The 17897-nt window shown below is 69.1% G+C and carries 8 protein-coding genes; 5 read left to right on the top strand and 3 right to left on the bottom strand.

All coding sequences use genetic code 11. From position 1 onward, the window contains the following. Nucleotides 1-360 precede the first annotated feature (360 nt). On the top strand, nucleotides 361-2562 hold the full coding sequence (locus tag GXY15_04195; protein NLV40413.1) for a hypothetical protein: 2202 nt from the start codon (nucleotides 361-363) through the stop codon (nucleotides 2560-2562). Continuing rightward, on the top strand, nucleotides 2559-3656 hold the full coding sequence (locus GXY15_04190; protein ID NLV40412.1) for an NTP transferase domain-containing protein: 1098 nt from the start codon (nucleotides 2559-2561) through the stop codon (nucleotides 3654-3656). Before GXY15_04195 ends, GXY15_04190 begins: the two co-directional genes overlap by 4 nt. Nucleotides 3657-4058: 402 nt before the next feature. Here the strand turns inward: GXY15_04190 and GXY15_04185 are convergent, their stop codons facing one another. The 3 genes from GXY15_04185 to hemL form a co-directional block, all read right to left on the bottom strand. Next, nucleotides 4059-4967, bottom strand: coding sequence for a diguanylate cyclase (locus tag GXY15_04185; GenBank protein ID NLV40411.1), 909 nt, complete (start codon nucleotides 4965-4967; stop codon nucleotides 4059-4061). Then, complete coding sequence (locus GXY15_04180; protein NLV40410.1) at nucleotides 4964-11413, bottom strand: PAS domain S-box protein; 6450 nt, start codon at nucleotides 11411-11413, stop codon at nucleotides 4964-4966. The genes GXY15_04185 and GXY15_04180 overlap by 4 nt, the downstream gene beginning before the upstream one ends. Before the next feature lie 404 nt (nucleotides 11414-11817). Beyond that, nucleotides 11818-13095 carry a glutamate-1-semialdehyde 2,1-aminomutase gene (gene hemL / locus GXY15_04175; GenBank protein NLV40409.1) on the bottom strand — a complete coding sequence of 426 codons (1278 nt, stop codon included), beginning with the start codon at nucleotides 13093-13095 and terminating at the stop codon, nucleotides 11818-11820. 311 nt (nucleotides 13096-13406) lie between these two features. On the opposite strand from hemL, the gene GXY15_04170 reads away from it, so the two are divergent. The 3 genes from GXY15_04170 to GXY15_04160 are packed head-to-tail and all read left to right on the top strand — an operon-like array spanning nucleotide 13407 to nucleotide 17856. Beyond that, nucleotides 13407-14759: a glycosyltransferase family 2 protein gene (locus GXY15_04170; GenBank protein ID NLV40408.1), complete on the top strand. Its 1353-nt coding sequence runs from the start codon at nucleotides 13407-13409 to the stop codon at nucleotides 14757-14759. 3 nt (nucleotides 14760-14762) lie between these two features. Further along, entirely contained in the window at nucleotides 14763-15623 is an 861-nt protein-coding gene (locus tag GXY15_04165) for a polyprenyl synthetase family protein (GenBank protein ID NLV40407.1), read from the top strand. Beyond that, the gene (locus GXY15_04160) at nucleotides 15601-17856 is read left to right on the top strand and encodes a hypothetical protein (protein ID NLV40406.1); all 2256 of its coding nucleotides are present in this window, start codon (nucleotides 15601-15603) and stop codon (nucleotides 17854-17856) included. Before GXY15_04165 ends, GXY15_04160 begins: the two co-directional genes overlap by 23 nt. Nucleotides 17857-17897: the final 41 nt, after the last annotated feature.

The following is a 17897-nucleotide window of genomic DNA, read 5'->3' as shown; positions in this document are numbered from 1 at the left end:
AGTCCCGCACCCCTTCCGGGGTGCCGAAAAAAGGGGGAGGATCCCGCTCCCGGTGGTGTCGCTTCGCTCAACCACCGGCTAATCGCCCTCACCCCTCCGGGGTGAAGAGGAAGAGGACACCCGTATCCGTATAGCTTCATGGGCACAATTCCCGCCCCCGGGCGGTCAGGGGCTCGCCGTGACGCGCCTTTTCGCGTCATGGCGAAGGCGCACAGCGCCTGAAGCCATCTCGTTCTCGCCCCAACTACGGATCTCATGGCGTCTTGCCCTTCGATCAGAGGCCCGGCGCCCGCTGGACCCCTGCGGGGCGGGTGACGTATGCTGTCCCTGTAAACCGAGTGCCTGCCTGGAGGATTTGACATGCTGTTTTCCGCGATGGTGTTCACGGCGGGGTGCGCGTTGTTCGCGGCCCCGGAGGCGGCGCTGCCGCCGCTGCTGCTGAAGCACGAGCCGTTTGCGGAGTATCTGAAGGCGTCGGGGGAGCCGGTGCCGGATTTTGACGCAATGCCGTCGGAGGCGCCGCTGCCGCTGCCGCTGCACCCGCTGGTGGACGGCGCGCGCCGGGACATCACGACGCCGGAGGCGTGGCGCGCGGAGCGGGCGCGGATGATGGGCCTGCTCCAGCACTGGATTCTGGGGAGCGTGCCGCCGGCGCCGGACAACCTGGAGGCGGAGGTGCTCTCGGAGTCCACGGAGCCGTCGGGGGTGCGGGTGCGCGAGGTGAACCTGCGCTTCGGCCCGGAGCACAAGGCCCACCTGTGGGCGAAGCTGTACCTTCCGCCGGGGCCGGGGCCGTTCCCGGTGTTCATGACGCAGGACAACCACAACGGCTGGGCGCTCATCGCCGTGCGCCGGGGATACCTCGCCTGCGTGTACGCGGGGGCGGACTCGCGGGACGACACGGCGAGTTTCCTGGAGGCGTGGCCGGAATATGACTTCTCGAAGCTGTGCCGGCGCGGCTGGGCGGCCGGACGCTGCCTGGACTACCTGGAAACGGTGCCGGAGGCGGACGCGAAGAAGGCGGTGCTCACGGGGCACTCGCGCAACGGCAAGTCGTCGCTCATGGGCTCCGCGCTGGACGAGCGGTTCGCGGCGGTCATCTCGAGCAGCTCGGGCGTCGGCGGGTGCATGCCGTCGCGCCTGTGCGGCGAGCACCAGTTCGCCGAGGGCATCGAGAACATCACGCGCGCCTTCATAGACTGGTTCCACCCGCGCTGGCGCTTCTTCGCCGGGCGCGAGCACAAGGCCCCGGCGGACCTGCACCACCTCGTGGCGATGTCCGCGCCACGGCCCTGCCTCCTGAGCATCGCGTTCAGCGACGACGTGGAGCACGGCTGGGCCATGCAGCACACGTACCGCGCCGTAAAGCCGGTCTACGAACTGCTGGGCGCGCCGGGGAACGTGTCCATCCTGTGGCGCGAGGCCGGCCACGAGACGGCGCCCGCCGTCATCGAGAAGTACCTCGACTGGTGCGACTACCACCTGCGCGGAAGGGGCGCGCCGGTGCCCGAACGGCTCCCCTTCCCGTGGGACTGGGACGGCTGGCGCGCGAACGCGGGCGGCCTGCCGGAGATTCCGACGGCCGACGACGGGGCGGGCATGCCCGCCCTGCGCGCCGCCGTGGAGGGAATGATGGGCGAAGCGCCGCCGCAGGCGTCCACGGCGAACATGACCTACGGCGTGCAGGCGCCGCACGTGCAGGCGCTGTTCAACCGGGGCGACCTGATCCCCGGGGTGGAGAAGGAAACCGTCGTCTTCGGCGAGTACATCAATCTCGACATCTACGCGCCGAAGGGCACGGTGAAGGCGGGGAAGAAGATTCCGGCGATTCTGTGGCTCGGGCCGCACGCCATCCCCGGCGGCTACAACCCGTCGTACCGCCGGGGCGAGCCGCCCCACAAAAACCTCGCCCGCGCGGGCTACGCGGTGTGCTGCTTCGATGCCGTCGGCACGGGCGCGCGGGTGCTGGAGATTGAGGGCTTCTACGACCGCCACCCGGGCTGGTCGCTCCTGGGCAAGATGGCGCGCGACGCGCGGGCGGCGCTCGACGCGATGGCGGAAATTCCCTACATTGACACGGGCAACGTGTGGGCCGTCGGCTACGCGCAGGGCGCGCTGCTGGCCCTGCATGTGGCCGCCCTCGACAACCGCATCGCCGGGCTGGCCCTGGCCGCGCCCCCCCTCCCCTTCCGCCTCGACACGGATGAGATGGAGACGGGCGGGGTCCGCCGGTGGGCGCAGGAGAGCCTGCTGCTGCCGCGTCTCGGGCTGTACGCCGGCGCGGAGCAAACGGTGCCCTACGACCTCGACCAAATCTGCGCGGCCTTCGCGCCGAAACCGCTGGTGGTGCTGCATCCCGTCTTCGACCGCTTCGCCCCGGCAGCGCCCTTCGCCGCCTTCCGCAAGACCGTTGCGGGCGCCTATGCCGCGGCAAACGCCGGGGACCGGTTTGTCGTGGCGGAGCCGGACACCTATAATCAGTTCGACGAGGACACCCAGCAGGTCCTGCTGGAGGCCATGGCGCCGTTCTCGGGCGCGAAAACCGGCAAGAAGGGAGACTGACACGCATGCTGCATGTCGCGGTCATCATGGCGGGCGGCTCGGGCGAGCGCTTCTGGCCCGTGTCGCGCGCGAACCGGCCCAAGCAGCTCCTGCGGCTGGTCAACCCGGACCGGTCCATGCTCCAGGAGGCGCTGGACCACGTCACGCCGCTCATCCCGCCGCGGCAGGTCTATGTGCAGACGAGCGGCGAGCTGGCCGACGCCATCCGCCGCGAAACCCCCGAGCTTCCGCCGGACAACATCCTTGTGGAGCCCTGCCGCCGGAACACCGCCGGGTGTCTCTGCTATGCGGCGGCCTCGCTCCTCGCGCGCCACGCCGCGCCGCCGGACCAGCTGGTGATGGCGGTGCTCACGGCGGACCACGCCGTGCGCGACGCCGACGGTTTCCGGCGCACCCTCGCCGCGGCCGTCAAGGCCGCCGAGGGCACCGACACCCTCGTGACCATCGGCATCCCGCCGACCCACCCGTCCACCGGCTACGGCTACATCCAGACGGACACCAAGCCGGGGCAGCTGAGCACGGCCCGGGTGCTGGCCTTCCACGAGAAACCCGACCTCCCCACGGCGGAGCGCTACATCACCGCCGGGGGGTATTTCTGGAACAGCGGCATGTTTTTCTGGCGGCTCGACGTGTTCCTGCGCGAGCTGGAGGCCGCCGCGCCGGAGCACGCCCGCGCCGTCCGCGAGATGGCCGCCGCCCTCCGCCAGAACGACCGCAACACCGCCGCCGAGCTCTTCTCCCGGCTCCCCTCCATCTCCATTGACTACGCGCTCATGGAGAAGACCCGCAGGGTGTCCATGATCCTCGCCGCCTTCGACTGGGACGACGTCGGGTCCTGGCCCGCACTGGCCCGCCTGCGCGGCGCGGACAAGCACGGCAACGTCACCCAGGGCGACCCGCTGCTGGCGGACTGCAAGGACTGCGTTGTCTACCACGAGGCCGGGGGGGACGACCGGGCCGTGGCCGTTCTCGGCGCGAAAGACCTCGTGGTGGTCGTCACGCCCGACGCCGTCCTCGTCATGCCCAAGGACCGCGCCGAGGAACTCCGCACGGTCATCGAGCAGCTCCGGAAGCGCGGCGCAAAACAGCTTTAGAACATTTCCCAATGAAGCGAATCCGCTCCTGTGTGCGGGTGGTACTTCCCCGGAGGGGATGAACGTGAATAGCCGGAGGTGACCGAAGGGAACCTCCGGACAGAGGCCCCAGAGAAAACCAACCCCGAAGGGGGTTGAATGTGCGCTCCCGGCATACCTGTCCGCGAACTCGTTCACATTCAACCCCCTTCGGGGTTGAGTTCTGTCAGTGCCCGCCTACCGGAGGTTCCCTTCGGTCACCTCCGGCTACTCACATTTGTCCCCTGCGGGGACGCCTGCCCGGAACGCCTCACCGATAAGCACCGAAACCGTGCCCCCGAGCCTTCTAATGGGACGCGAAGTCGGCCGCAGTTCTTCTTTGCCTGCTCTGGAGCGTTTCAAGGCTGAGACGCCGGGGGCGCGCTATTCCTCCGGGGCGAGAATCACGCGGTTTCTTCCCTGCGCTTTCGCCCGGTACAGGGCGCGGTCGGCGGCCTCGACCAGTCCGTCCACGGTGCTTTTTCCCGACCCGTCCGCCACGCCGATGCTGACGGTGAGACTCACGTCCCCGGCGCGGGTGGGAATGGGCGCGCGCTCCACTTCGGCGCGCAGGCGCTCATAGATGCATCTGGGGTCGGGCTTTCCCCCGGCCGGGGTGATGACCAGAAACTCCTCCCCCCCGTAGCGGCCGACACTGTCGTAGACCCGGAGCTTCGCGGTAATCCGCCGTGTGAACACCGCCAGCACGTCGTCCCCGGCCTGATGCCCCAGAGTGTCGTTTATCCCCTTGAAATGGTCCAGGTCGCACATCCCGACAAAGAGCCTTCCCCCCTCACGGGCGGCGCGGGCGACTTCCTGCTCGAGACGCTCCAGGATGGCGCGGCGGTTGAACACCCCCGTCAGGGAGTCATGCACGGCGAGATGGTGCAGGGCGTCGCGGGCCTCCACGAGCCCCTGCTGAAGGTCCAGCATGCGGCAGGCGACACGCAGGCGCGCCCGCAGCTCGTCCGGGTCGTAGGGCTTGGAAAGATAGTCGTTCGCCCCGGCGTCCAGGCCGAGGATGATGTCCCCCTTTTCCGCGCGCCCGGTGAGCATGATGACGAAGGGCGGATCGGAGGTCTCAACGGCGCGCAGGCGCCGGCAGACCTCCGGACCGTCCAGCCCGGGCATGACCCAGTCCAGCAGCACGAGCCGGGGGGCGTCGGCCTGACGCAGCACGTCCCAAGCCTCCAGGCCGTCGGCGACGCAGACGGGCTCATGCCCCCATTTCTTCAGCATGGACGCGAGCAGCACCCGCGAGGTGGGATCATCCTCGGCAACCAGCACCCTCATGCACCGTCCTCCTGCAAAAGCGCCTTCAAGCGCGAAAACTCCTGCTCGGCGGCGGGGAGCAGCCGGGCCACGGCGTCCAAATCCCCATCGCGCCCCGCGGCCTCCAGGGCGCGGGCCGCCTCGGCGAGGGCCTCCGCGCCCACATTGGCCGAGGCCCCCTTGAGGGTGTGGGCCTCGCGCCCGGCCTGCGCGGCGTCCCCGCGGGCCATGCAGTCCGCAATGCGGGCGAGCTGCTCCGGGGCGCTTTCGAGATACTGGCCCAGCACCTCGCGCACCGCGTCCCCGTCGCCCGACAGCATGTCGAGCAGCCGTTCACGGACGAAGGCCGGCAGATCGGGGGATTCGCCGGGGGCCTGGGCCGGAACGGTCTCCGCCGCCGGGGCGGCCGGGGCGGCCGGCGCGGGCGGGGGGGACAGTCCGACGGCGGGCTCGGGCGACAGCCACTTCTCCAGCACCTCCAGGAGCAGCGCCGGGTCTATGGGCTTGGTCACATAGTCGTCCATGCCTGCCCCCAGGCAGCGGTCCCGGTCGCCCTTCAGGGCGTGGGCGGTCATGGCGATGATGGGCAGGCCCGGGTTGGGCACGCCGGACTCCCCCGAGCGGATAATGCGGGTCGCCTCCAGCCCGTCGAGTTCCGGCATCTGCAAATCCATGAGAACGAGGTCGTAGGGTTCGCCGGCAAGGGCGTCCACGGCCTCCCTTCCGTTCGAGACAACGTCGGCGTGGAACCCCAGCTTCTCCAGCACGCGCTGGATGACGAGCTGGTTGACGGGGTTGTCCTCCGCCGCGAGGATGCGCGCCCGCCCGCGGCGGGCCTCGCTGAGGCGGTGCCGGGTGATCAGGGGGGCATTCTCCCCGCCGCCCGGCGTTCCGAGCACGGAGGCCAGGCAGTCGTAGAGGTCCGACTGCTTGACGGGCTTGGTGAGGTAGGCGGAGAAGCCCGATTTCCGGAGCCGCCGCGCGTCGCCGCGCTGCCCGATGGAGGTCATCATGATGAGCCGGGTTTCCCGGAGTTCGGGGACCGCCTTGACGGCCTCACCAAACTGCTCCCCGTTCATGGCGGGCATCTGCATGTCCGTGATCACCAGGCTGAAGGGGTCTCCGGAGGAAGCGGCCCCGCGCAGCCGGTCGAGGGCGGTTTGGGCGTCGGCCACCTCCTCGTGGCGCACCCCCCACGCCTCCAGTTGTTCGGACAGGACGATCCGGTTGGTCCGGTTGTCATCCAGCACCAGCACATGGGTGCCCCGGACCTCCGCGGAAGTCAGCGCGGACGCGGCGTCCCCCGCCTGCCGCCCCAGCATGACAGTAAACCAGAAGAGGGACCCGGTCCCCGGGGCGGACTCCACCCCGATTTCCCCGCCCATCAGCTCCACCAGGCGGCGGCTGATGGCCAGGCCGAGACCGGTGCCGCCGAAACGGCGCGTGGTCGAGGCGTCGGCCTGCTCGAAAACGTTGAAGATGCTTCCGGCCTTCTCCTCCGGAATGCCGATGCCCGTGTCGCGCACCTCCGCCCGCAGGCGGACCGTTCCGTCGGGAAGCTCCACGCCGGAGAAGGTCAGACTCACCTCCCCGGTGTCGGTGAACTTGACGGCGTTGCCGCCGAGGTTGTTCAGGATTTGGCGGATGCGGCCGGGATCCCCCCGGAGGAGGGTCGGCGTGCCCGGGGCGATGCGGCAGATGAACTCCAGCCCCTTTTCCTGCGCGCGCAGGCCGAGCAGCTCCGCAACGTCCTCCACGGCGGCGCGCAGGTCGAAGTCAATCGCCTCCAGCTCCAGTTTCTCCGCCTCGATCTTGGAAAAGTCCAGAATGTCGTTGATCAGCGCCAGCAGGGCCTCGCCGCTGCGGTGGATGACCTCCGCGTACCGGCGCTGTTCGGCGTTCAGCTCCGTGTCCAGCAGCACGCCCGTCATGCCGATGACGCCGTTCATGGGCGTGCGGATTTCGTGGCTCATGTTCGCCAGGAACAGGCTTTTCGCGAGGGAGGCGGCCTGCGCCTCCCGGGCCAGGGCGTTTGCCCGGGCGATGGCGGCGGCCAGGTCGCGGTTCACCCGCTCCAGACTCTCGTGGGCCTGCCGCCGCTCCGTGATGTCTGTGTCGCTGCCCTGGTATCCCGTAAGATTCCCGTCCCCGTCCAGCACGGGTATGCCGCTGGTGGACACCCAAATCACACTCCCGTCCTTCTTCAGGATGAGGTTTTCGATGCCCTGCATGGGCTCCTTGCACCTGAAAATGTCGCGGATGAGTTCGGCAAACTCAGCGCGGCCCTCCTCGGGGTGCAGGGCCTCGAAGTGCATGCGGCCCGCGATCTCGCCGGGCTGATAGCCGTAGACCAGAACGGACACCGGGCTGACGTAAGTGAACATCCCCTCCGCGTCCACCTCCCAGACCACGGTGCGCCCCTGCTCCGCGAGCTCGTTCATGCGCTGCTCGCTCTTGCGCAGGGCCTGCTCCGCGTTCTTGCGCGCCGTGATGTCGTAGCAGACGCCCATGGTGCGAATGGGGCGGCCGGTCCCGTCGGTGAAGATGATCCCCTTGGCCGCAATGTGGCGGATGCCGCCGCCGCGGTCCACTATGGGATATTCCAGGTAGATGCCGTTGCCCTGGGCGATCTGCCGCTCAAGCTCCTGCTCGACCGTTTCGCGGGCCTCCGGGGCCACGCGGCGCGCCCAGTCGGAGATATGCCGGGTGAGCTCCTCGGGCGCCACGTCGTAGACCACCAGCATCTGCTCGTCCCAGTACAGGGAGTTGTCTTCGAGGAAGTGCTCCCAGATGCCCGTCCCCATGCCCTTCGTGGCGACCACAAGGCGCTCGCGGTTCCGTTCCAGCTCCTCCTCGGCGCGCTTCTGCTCCGTGATGTCGCGGCACACCGCGTGAAGCATCGTCCTCCCCTGATGAACGATGCGCAGCAGGGACACCTCCACGAAGACCTCCCCCCCGTCCTTCCTGAGGTGTACCCACTCGAAGCGGTGGAATCCCTGCTTCAGCGCCGCCGTTATCATGGCGTTGGACTTCTCCTTGGACGACTGCCCGTCCGGCTGGACGGGCGGGGAAAGATCGGCAGGGTACGTCTGGAGCAGCTCCCCCCGCGAAACGCGGCCGAAGAGCCGCGCGGCGGAGTCGTTGCAGTCCACGAAGGCCCCGTCGGCAATGAGCAGGACGGGGTCGTCGGAGGCGTAGAGCACCTCCATGAAGCGCTCCTCGTTCTCGCGCACCGCCGCCTCGGCGGCCTTCAGCCGGCTGATGTCCACAAAGGACTCAAGCAGGCATTCCTTGCCCCCGAAGGGAATGGAGCTGACCGTCTTCAGGATGGGCACGCGGCTTCCGTCCTTGGTGAGCAGTACCCGCTCGGCGGACTCAATCTCCATGCCCAGGTCGGTGATGGGACACTGGCCGCGCTGCGCCGGGCAGACGAACTCATGGCAGAGTTTTCCGCAGACCTCCTCCTCCGGTCCCCCGAAGAGCGAAAGGGCTGTCAGGTTGGCAAACTCGATGAGGTGCGTTTTGCGGTCCACAATGATCACGCCCACGTTGGCGCTGTCGAGGATCAGGCGCAACTGGGCCTCGCTGGCGGCCAGGGTCTCCTGCGCCCGGCGCAGCTCCGTGATGTCGGTGAACGTCTCAATGAGGCACTTCGTCCCATGGAACATGATCGGTGCCACGGTCTTGTGGATCGGAATGCGCCCGCCATCCGCCGTGAGCAGGTCGCAGTCTTTGGTCTCCCCGGGCAGCCCGAGGTCCTTGATCGGACACTTCCCCTCCTCGGCGGCGGAAAACAGGTCCCAGCATCGGAGCGCGGTCATGTCCCCCTCGGACACCCCGGCCAGGTCAAGGGCCTTCTTGTTGGCGAACCGCACCTGGTGTGTTTCCCAGTCCGCGATGACCACCCCCACGTCCTCGGCGTCGAGAATCCGCTGGAGGCGGCGCAGGCTCTCCCTCAGCTCCACGGCCATGCGCCGGCTTTCGGTGATGTCCCGGACGATGCCCACGCCGTGCCATCCGTCCTGCATGCGCACGGCGGAAAGCGCGAGGGAGACGGGAAACTCCGACCCGTCCTTTCTCCGGGCCTCCAGTTCCAGCGTCTTGCCGACGGCATTGCCCCGGCCGGTCTGCAAAAAATGGGGGAAGGCCGCCTTGTGCGCGGCATGGTAGCGGTCCGGGGCGATAAGCTTGTGGAGGTCGCCTCCCAGCGCCTCTTCGCGCGTGTATCCGAACATCCGCACCGCGGCGGGGTTCCAGAAGGTGATTTTGCCGGAGGGGTTCATCATGAGGATGGCGTCGCCGGCGGCGTCCATGAGGGCGGCGAGCCGCGCCCGGCTCTCCTCCAGTTCCCGGCGGACGCGGTATTGCTCGGTGACATCGCGGAAAACGATGATCACGCCGCGGAGGCGCCCGCCCGCGTCGGTGATGGGGGCCGCGCTGTCCGCGATCTGGCGCTCCAGGCCGCCGCGGGCGATGAGGATCGTGTGGTTTTCCAGCCCCACCACGGCCCGCGTCTCCATCACCCGGCGCGCGGGGCTGGGCTCGGGCTGGCGCGTCTCAGCGTTGACAATGCGGAACGCCCGCTCCAGGGGGAAGCCCGCCGCCTCCTCCGCCGTCCATCCGGTCAGGTTCTCGGCGACGGGGTTCATCCGCGCGACGGCCCCCTCCCGGTCCGTGGTGATGACGGCGTCACCGATGGAGTACAGCGTCAGTTCCAGGTCCTTCTCCCGCGCGCGCATCCGGGCGAAGGCGGCCGCGATCAGCCGTTCGGCGCGGCGGGTGATGCTGTGGATCAGGGCAACGGCCGCGAAGAAGAGCACCAAGGCCAGTCCGCCCTGCAAGACGAGGGAATTAATCGTGGCCCAGTACCGGTCCGTGACATCCTGGAAGAACACCAGGGAGGCCATGTTCTCCCCCTGGCCGTCCGCCAGATGGATGGGCAGCAGGAGAAACCTCCGGCCCTCCTCCCAGAACATCGTCACCGAGGACGCCTCAAAGGAGGAATGGGGCTTTTCCAGCCAGTCCCTTACCCCGCCGGGAAGAGATGCGGCGGTCTGGCTGACCAGGATGTACTGGGAAAGGTCCTCCCAGTTCCCGGGGTATTGAAACATTTGCCTGCCCGTCTCATAGGCCTCCCGGGAAACCAGCCGTTTTGGCACCACGGCCGCGATGTTTCCCCGGAGGTTTCTGGAAAAGCGGGGCAGAATCGCGCCGATATCCTTTCCCACAACGAGATAGCCCAGCAACGCATCCTGGTCAAGGACGGGCATGCAATACCGCACCGAGAAATTGCCCCAGCGTCCGAGATCAAGCCCCCACTGTGGTATCCCCGTTTCGGCGGCCGCTTCGAGGGAGGCCCAGGACAGGGGATCCCCGTGCACCCCGGGAAGATGGGCGCGGAGGAAATTCGTCTTGTCTGGACCGACGAAATGCAGAATGGCCATGCTCTGCGTCTGCCGCATGTGGGTGAATATCGGCCCGGCAACGGCCAGAAGGCGTTCACGGTCCCCCGCCCGCCACGCGTCCATGACCTCTGCGTTTTCCCGCACCCGGTGCGCCCACACATCCAGCACCTGGGCCTCCGTCGCCACCGTGTGGTTCCAGTCGAGCAGGGTGGTCTGCGCCACCCACCGGCCCTCCGTCAGGCGCGTCTTCCGGTACTCACTCGCCTGATGCGCCGTCAACACGGCCAGCCCGCAGAAGAAGAGCACCCCAAGGGGGACGCTCACCCATCGGCGCAGGTCCACGCCGCTCCGGCCCCCGCCGCCCCGGCGGCCATTCCGCTGCAGCAGGACAAAGCCCGCAACAAAGGAAAGCAGGAGCCCCACCGTGAGCAGGAAGGGGGCCAGCCGGGCGCTGTTGACGCTCTTGTCCCAGTCCTCTGCCAGGATGTCTATCGCCACCACCATCAGCACCTGATTGGAGATGGGGTCCATCACCGGCGCTTCGGCGGTGACGAAGGTGCCGTACTCGTCCGTAGTGGGGCCCACGACGAAGGGGGTGCCTGTGATGTAGACGGCGAAGTCTGCCGGCGCCGGCTCCAGATATTCGGTCCCCGGGGGGCTGGCCATCGGATCTTCGGGGGGATAGTTCTCGGGGCCGAAGTACAGCTTGCCCTCCCGCTGCGCCATGCTGTAGATGCCCCGGTTCGGGATGTTGCGCCCGAAGGCCGTCATGACTTGGCGGACACGGCGGTACGCCGGGGAATCCGCGTCGTCTTCGGTGAAGGTGAGCTGCGCGGCGAGGTGGGGGTTGATGTTTCCCGCCAGCGTGGTGGCCTGCTCCAAAAGCGCCGCGCGCATCTCGGCGTCGCGCTCCTGCACCCGGATGTGGGCCCCCCAGAAACCCACCGCGCAGGTGCCCGCCAAAAGAAGCAGCATGGGCATGACGCTGGACAAGGAAAGGCCGCCGACCTCCTCCGCAATATCGGGGGTCAGACTGCTCTGAGAGGAGTAAAGCTCGCTCATCGCCGCTCCTGCCGGACAGAACCCGCACACGTTCGGCACCGCACCAACATCGCCCCCGCCGCCATTATCGTTCATCGCAGCAAAAACGTCAAGTGTTTTCTGTCTTTCCTGATCGCCGGGTAAGAGAATCCGTGGATGCGTGCTGGGAACGGCCGTCCTGTGAACATGCTCCGAAAGTGTCGGCGGCGCCAAAGGGGCCCCTTCACCCGCGAGATGTGGAGACCTGGGGCTTTCCGACAGGAGATTGCCGCGTCGGCCGGGACGGCCTCCTCGCAATGACCGCGAAAACACACATCATTGCAGTGACGGTGGAAATGCGCGTCATCGCGAAGGAGCGCAGCGACTGCGGCGACCTCGTGCCCGCCACGGCTTCGGTTCTCACAACGCCTTATCCGGCGGGCCGGTCAGGACAGCGCCTGCCGCGCGGCCTCCAGGGTCCGGTCCAGGTGGACGTCCCCGTGCGCCGCGCTCATGAAGCAGGCCTCGAACTGCGAGGGCGCGAAGTAGACACCCCGCTCCAGCATGCCGCGGAAGAACCGCGCGTGCAGGGCCGTGTCGGATTTCCTGGCGTCCGCGTAATTGCGGACGGGGCCTTCGTTGAAGAACAGGCAACCCATGGACCCCGCCTGCGTGACTGTCACGGGAATGCCCCGTTCGCGCGCGATCTCCGCCAGCCCCGCGCCCAGCCGCGCCAGCGCGGCCTCCATGCCCTCCGCCACGCCGGGCCGCTCCAGCTCCTCCAGCGTGGCGAGCCCGGCGGCGGTGGCCAGGGGATTCCCCGCCAGCGTGCCCGCCTGATAGACGGGGCCCAGCGGGGCCAGATGGTCCATCAGGGCCGCCGGGCCGCCGTAGGCCCCCACGGGCAGCCCGCCGCCGATGACCTTGCCCAGCATGACCAGGTCGGGCCGCACGCCATACCGTCCCTGCGCCCCGCCCAGGGACACGCGGAACCCCGACATCACCTCGTCGAACACCAGCAGCGCGCCGTGGCGCGCGGTGATTTCCCGCAGCCCCTCCAAATACCCCGGTTCGGGGAGCACGACGCCCATGTTCCCCGGCACGGGCTCCACAATGAGGCAGGCGATCTCCGCGCCATGGGTGTCGAACAACGCGCGGACCGCCTCCAGATCGTTGTAGGGCACCGTGTGCGTGAGGGCGGCAAAAGATGCCGGAATGCCGGGGCTGTCCTGGATGCCCAGCGTGGCGACGCCGCTGCCCGCCGACACCAGCAGGCTGTCCACATGGCCGTGGTAGCAGCCGTCCATCTTGACAATCCGGTTGCGCCCCGTGACGCCGCGCGCGAGGCGCAGCACGCTCATGGCGGCCTCGGTGCCGCTGTTCACCAGCCGCACCTTCTCCATGACGGGGTAGTGCGTCCGGATTTTCTCCGCCAGCAGAATTTCCGCCTCCGTGGGAATGCCGAAGGAGGACCCGGCCTCCATCGCGCGGTGCACCGCCTCGACCACCCGCGGATGGGCGTGCCCCAGCACCAGCGGCCCCCAGGAGAGCACATAGTCCACATACTCGTTGCCGTCCTCATCCACCACCAGCGCGCCCTTCCCCGACTTCGCGAAGAACGGCGAGCCGCCCACGGCCTTGAACGCGCGCACGGGGCTGTTCACCCCGCCCACCAGCACCTGCTGCGCCCTGCGCCACAACTCTTCCGATCGCGTGTGCATCATCGTGTCGTCCTTCCGTTTGGCGTGATGTTCTTGCGGTGACCCGTCAAACCACCCACGACGGGGCATGGCATTTGGGCCTGCGGTGGCCGGCACTCTTGGTCCCCCCTTGAGGGGGGTGGTTCGCGGGAGCGAACCGGGGGATGTTCCGGATTCCGCCTTGACGACCGGGGGGAAGAACATCCCCCGGCCGCGAAGACGCGGCCACCCCCCTCAAGGGGGGACCTGGAGTGCGCCCGCAGCCTAGTGTATTCACCGGCGGCGCGGCGCGGCAAGATTCGCGCGCCGCCGCCGGGTTGCGGTACCCTGTGCCCATGACACGCCCCCTCACCCATGTGCTGGTCATCAACTGGAACGGCCTCGCCCATCTGGAGGACAGTTTCCGTTCCCTGACCGCATGTCCGGGGGACCATCTCCGGTTCGTGCTGGTGGACAACGCCAGTGCCGACGGATCGGTGGACTTCGTGCGCGACCGGTTCGGCGCGGACCAACGGGTGGAGTTTCTGACGTTGGAACGGAACCGGGGCTGGAGCGGGGGCAACAATGCGGGCATCCGCCGCGCGCTGGACACCGGCGCGGACTATGTCTTTCTGCTGAACAACGACACGCGGGTGCGCCCGGACGTTTTCGACCGCTGCCTGGATCTCGCCGAATCCGACCCGAAAATTGGCGTGGTCGCGCCGAAGATGGTCTTGTTCGACCAGCCCTTTGTCCTGAACTCCGTGGGGGTGGTGTGCAGCCGCGCCGGGGCCTGCTGGGACCTGGGCGCGGGGCGCGCGGACGGCCCCCGCTGGAACGGGACGGCGCCGGTGCTGGCCGCCTGCGGCGGGGCCTGTCTGATCCGCGCGGAGACCCTGCGCCGCGCGGGGCTCCTGCCGGAGGAGTTTGACATCTACCTGGACGATGTGGACCTGTGCGTGCGCGCGTGGGATGCCGGATACTCGGTGGTGCCGTGTCCGGAGGCGGTGGTGGAGCACAAGTTCAGTGCCTCCATGGGCGCGGGGGACCGCGCCCGGCGCAAGTACTTCCTCGCCACGCGCAACCGCTTCCGCCTGCTCCTGCGCAACCTGTCCCCCGGGCAGTTTCTGCGGGTGCTGCCGTGGGTGATCCTGGGCGAGGCCCGCGCCGTGGGGCGCGCCTGCCTCGACGGAGAGGGGTGGCGTGTGGCGGCGCACCTGCGGGCGTGGGCCGGGGCGCTGGCATATCTTCCCGCCGCCCGGCGGCACCGCGCGGAGCGGACCCGCGCAGGCGCGCCGCCCCGCACCCTGGCCCGCCGTTTTTTCGCGGAGCGGCTTTTCTGCGCCGCCGTGACGCTCCCCGAGGACGGATGGTATCCGCCGCAGACCGCCGACGGCATTGAAGTGCGCCCCCTGGCCGCGCGCGCCCGGCTGCATGTCGCGCCGGGATGGTTGCGGGTCATTTCCGTGAATTGCTATCCTTCGTGCGGGCCGTCACGGGTCCGCATTTCCGCGGGCGGGGGCGGCCCCGTTGTGCTGGAGGCGCCGCTCCGGGCCGAGACGCGGATATTTTCGACGGAGGGACGGCTGGAGTTTGAAGCGGAGCGCCTCTTCATGGCGGAGGAGACGGGCGAGGCCGCCGACTTTGGGGGATGGATCGCCGTCGTTCCCGAAGAGACAGAGCAACCCCGTGAAAAGGACACCCCCTGAACAGTGGGCACGTTTCTGGACAATGAGCGGTGGACGGGCGCGCGCGCGCGGGTGGACGCCGCCCTCGCCGAACGGATCCCCGCCGGGGGGCCGGACGCCCTGTGCGCAGCCCTGCGCGCCGCCGTGTTCCCGGGCGGGAAGCGGCTGCGCCCCCTGCTGGCGCTGGCGGTTGCGGAGATGCTCGGCCATCCCCCGGAGCGCGTGCTTGACGCCGCCTGCGCCGTGGAAATGGCCCACGCCGCGTCGCTCATTCTGGACGACCTCCCCTGCATGGACGATGCCGAGGAACGGCGCGGCCACCCCCCCGTCCACCGCGCCTTCGGCGAGGCCACGGCGCTGCTGGCCGCCGTGTCGCTCCTTGCGGAGGCCTTCCACCTGACGGCGCGAAACGCCGAGACGGCGGGACAGCCCCAGGCCGCCCCCGCCGCCGTCGCACGGCTGCGCTGCGCCCTCGGGGTGGGCGGCCTCTGCGGCGGACAGTACCTCGACCTGCACGCGGGAACGGCAGGGCCGGAAACCGCGGAGCACCTTCTGCGCATACATAGGGAGAAGTCCGGGGCGCTGTTTGTCGCGGCCGCCGTGCTGCCGGCCGTGCTGCTCGGAGAGCCGGAGGATGTCTGCGGCCGTCTGGAGCGGTACGCCGAGGCCCTTGGCCTCGCGTTCCAGATTTCGGACGATCTCATTGACGCGGCGCGCCCCGCGGACGGGGACGGCGGCAGCAGTTTTGCCGGCCTCGGCGGAACGCGCGCGGCGGAGGAAAAGGCGCGGCTCGTGGCCGCGGCGAAGGACTGTCTGGCCCCGTGGGGCGACGCCGCCCGAACGCTGACAGGAATGGCTGAGTATGTCAGAACCCGGAAAAGTTAAGAACACAGGCCTCTACCTGCGGCTGCTGGGGCTTGCCGCCGTCATGGCGCTTGCCGCGGCGGCGGGGCTCTGGGTGGGCAAGTGGTCGGTGCCCGGCGAGACGGCGCCCGCGCTCGCGCCGGCGCCCGGGGCCGGGGCAAACGGCCCCCAGGCCGCCGCCGAGGGCGCGGAGGGCGAGCCGGACACGGACGGGCCGCCGCTCTATTTCTCCGCGCGGCCCGACGCGCCGGAGGACTGGAAAACCGTGATGGAGGAGGCCGCCCTGGCGGCCGAAGCGGGAATCACCCGCCATATTGTGCCGGTGGCGCCCGCATGGTCGGACGAGGACCCGCCGGACGATGTGACCGCGCGGCTGAAACAGTACATGGCGGCGAACCCCCGCGCCTCGTTTCTGCTCCAGGTGGACATGAACCCGCCCGCCGCCTGGGCCAAGGCGCACGAAAGCGAGATGATGCTCGTGAACGGCTCCGCCGGGCCCCTGCCGTCCGCCGCCTCCCAGCAGTGGATCGAGGACGGGCGGGCGGCCCTGCGAAAACTGCTGGCCTCGGTGGAGGGCGGGGAGGTCAGCCGACGGATTGAGGGGTATATCCTCTGCGCCATGGAAGGCGGGCACTGGATGCTTCCGGAGGCGGGGGACCGCTCGGAGACCAACCGGCAGGGCTTCCGCGACTGGCTGGTGCGGCATTACCAGAGCGAGGCGGCGCTGGGGGAGGCTTGGGGACGTCCCGGCATGTCGGCCGACGAGGTGACGCTTCCGGAGCTGCCGGACTTCAATGACACCGGGCAGGTCTTTGTCCGGTTCCCGGAGGAACGGCCCCTGTCGGACTACCTGCGGTACACGTCGGAAAGCACCGCGGACGCGCTGGCGGCGTTCACGGCGCATCTGGCGGAAGTTTCCATGATTTCCCCGAAAATCCTGGCCCCCTACGGGTTCAGCCTGGAGATGGCCGGGAACGCCTCGGGCCATTTCGCCCTGGGCAACCTGCTCGAAAGCGACCTGAGCGGCGTGGTCAGCCCCGTCTCGCAGACAGACCGGGGGCTGGGGGGCGCCGGGGGCTATGCGGGGCCGGTGCATTCCCTGCTCGCCCGGGGAAAGACCTGGACGGTGCTGGACGACACCCGCACGGGCATGGAGCGCGACCCGGCCGCGGGAACGGTCGCCCGGATGCGCGGCGTCCGCGCGGAGGACATCTTCGAGGTGCAGAAGCGGAATTTCGCCTCCGCCCTCGTGGACGGCCTGGGGCTGGCCTGGGCGGACCCGCTGGGCGACGGCTGGCTGCTGGACGGCGACCAGTGGCGGCTGTTCGGCAAAATGCGCGAGATTTACGCCGCCCGCGCCGAGGAAGGCGGCGCGTCGCCGGAGGAGAACGCCGCGCCGGGGCTGACCGTGGTGGTGGACGAGGCCGCCCGCGCGGTGCAGCGCTGCGCCGGGCCGCTGAACGCGCTGCTGGTTTCCGGCGGGCGCGACGCGGCCCTGCGGGCGGGCGTCCGCACCCGTTTTGTCCTCCTGCAGGATGTGCTGGAGGAGCGCGTGGGGCCGTCGCGGACCTGGCTCTTCCTGAACGCCTTCCGGCTGGACGCCGACGCCCGGGAACGGCTGCACGACCGCTTCGCGCGGGAGCGCGCCAGCGTGGTCTGGCTCTATGCGCCGGGATATTTCGACGGGGACACGGCGTCGGCGGAGAATATCTCCGCCGTCACGGGAATGGAGGTGCGCGCCTTTGACGGCCCCGCCGCCGCGGGATCGCTCTTCAGCCTGTCCGGCCAGTTCCTGGCGCAGGACGCGCCCTTCGGCGCGGCGGGCATGTGGAGCCCCGTCTTCCACATCGAGGATGCCGGGGCGGACGCGCTCGCGCGCTACGCCGACAGCGGCAAGACGAGCCTGGCCGTCAAGTCCATAAACGGGGAGTGGACCTCCATCTATGTTGCCGAGCCCGGCGTGACGCCGGGCCTGCTGGCGGAGATTCTGCGCATCCTGGAAGAGCCCCTGTTCGTCGCCCCCGGGGAGACGAACTATTTTGACCCGGTGTACGCGGGGCGGGGCCTGCTGGCGCTGCACGCCACGGAGCCGGGCAAGCGCGCGGTGGTCCTTCCAGACTACTGCGACGTTCAGGATCTGTTTGACCCTTCGGCGGGATGGACGCAGAAAGACGAGTTCGTCCTGCCCCTGCGCACCGGGGAAACACGGGTGTTTTCCCTGAAACCCATGGGGGCGGCGGCGCCCCCGCGGTGAAAGGGTTGCATTTCTTTCCTAGAACGGGTATGCTAAAAGTG

It is taken from the genome of Candidatus Hydrogenedentota bacterium (assembly GCA_012730045.1).
GTDB lineage: Bacteria > Hydrogenedentota > Hydrogenedentia > Hydrogenedentales > CAITNO01 > JAAYBR01.
The sequence above is the reverse complement of the archived record's forward strand: the minus strand, read 5'-3'. Positions and strand labels throughout refer to the sequence as shown.

Coding starts and splice junctions, on each gene's coding strand:
- GXY15_04195 (NLV40413.1), top strand. CDS start 361: ATGCTGTTTTCCGCGATGGTGTTCACGGCGGGGTGCGCGTTGTTCGCG.
- GXY15_04185 (NLV40411.1), bottom strand. CDS start 4,967: ATGAGGGTGCTGGTTGCCGAGGATGATCCCACCTCGCGGGTGCTGCTC.
- GXY15_04180 (NLV40410.1), bottom strand. CDS start 11,413: ATGAGCGAGCTTTACTCCTCTCAGAGCAGTCTGACCCCCGATATTGCG.
- hemL (NLV40409.1), bottom strand. CDS start 13,095: ATGATGCACACGCGATCGGAAGAGTTGTGGCGCAGGGCGCAGCAGGTG.
- GXY15_04170 (NLV40408.1), top strand. CDS start 13,407: ATGACACGCCCCCTCACCCATGTGCTGGTCATCAACTGGAACGGCCTC.
- GXY15_04160 (NLV40406.1), top strand. CDS start 15,601: ATGTCAGAACCCGGAAAAGTTAAGAACACAGGCCTCTACCTGCGGCTG.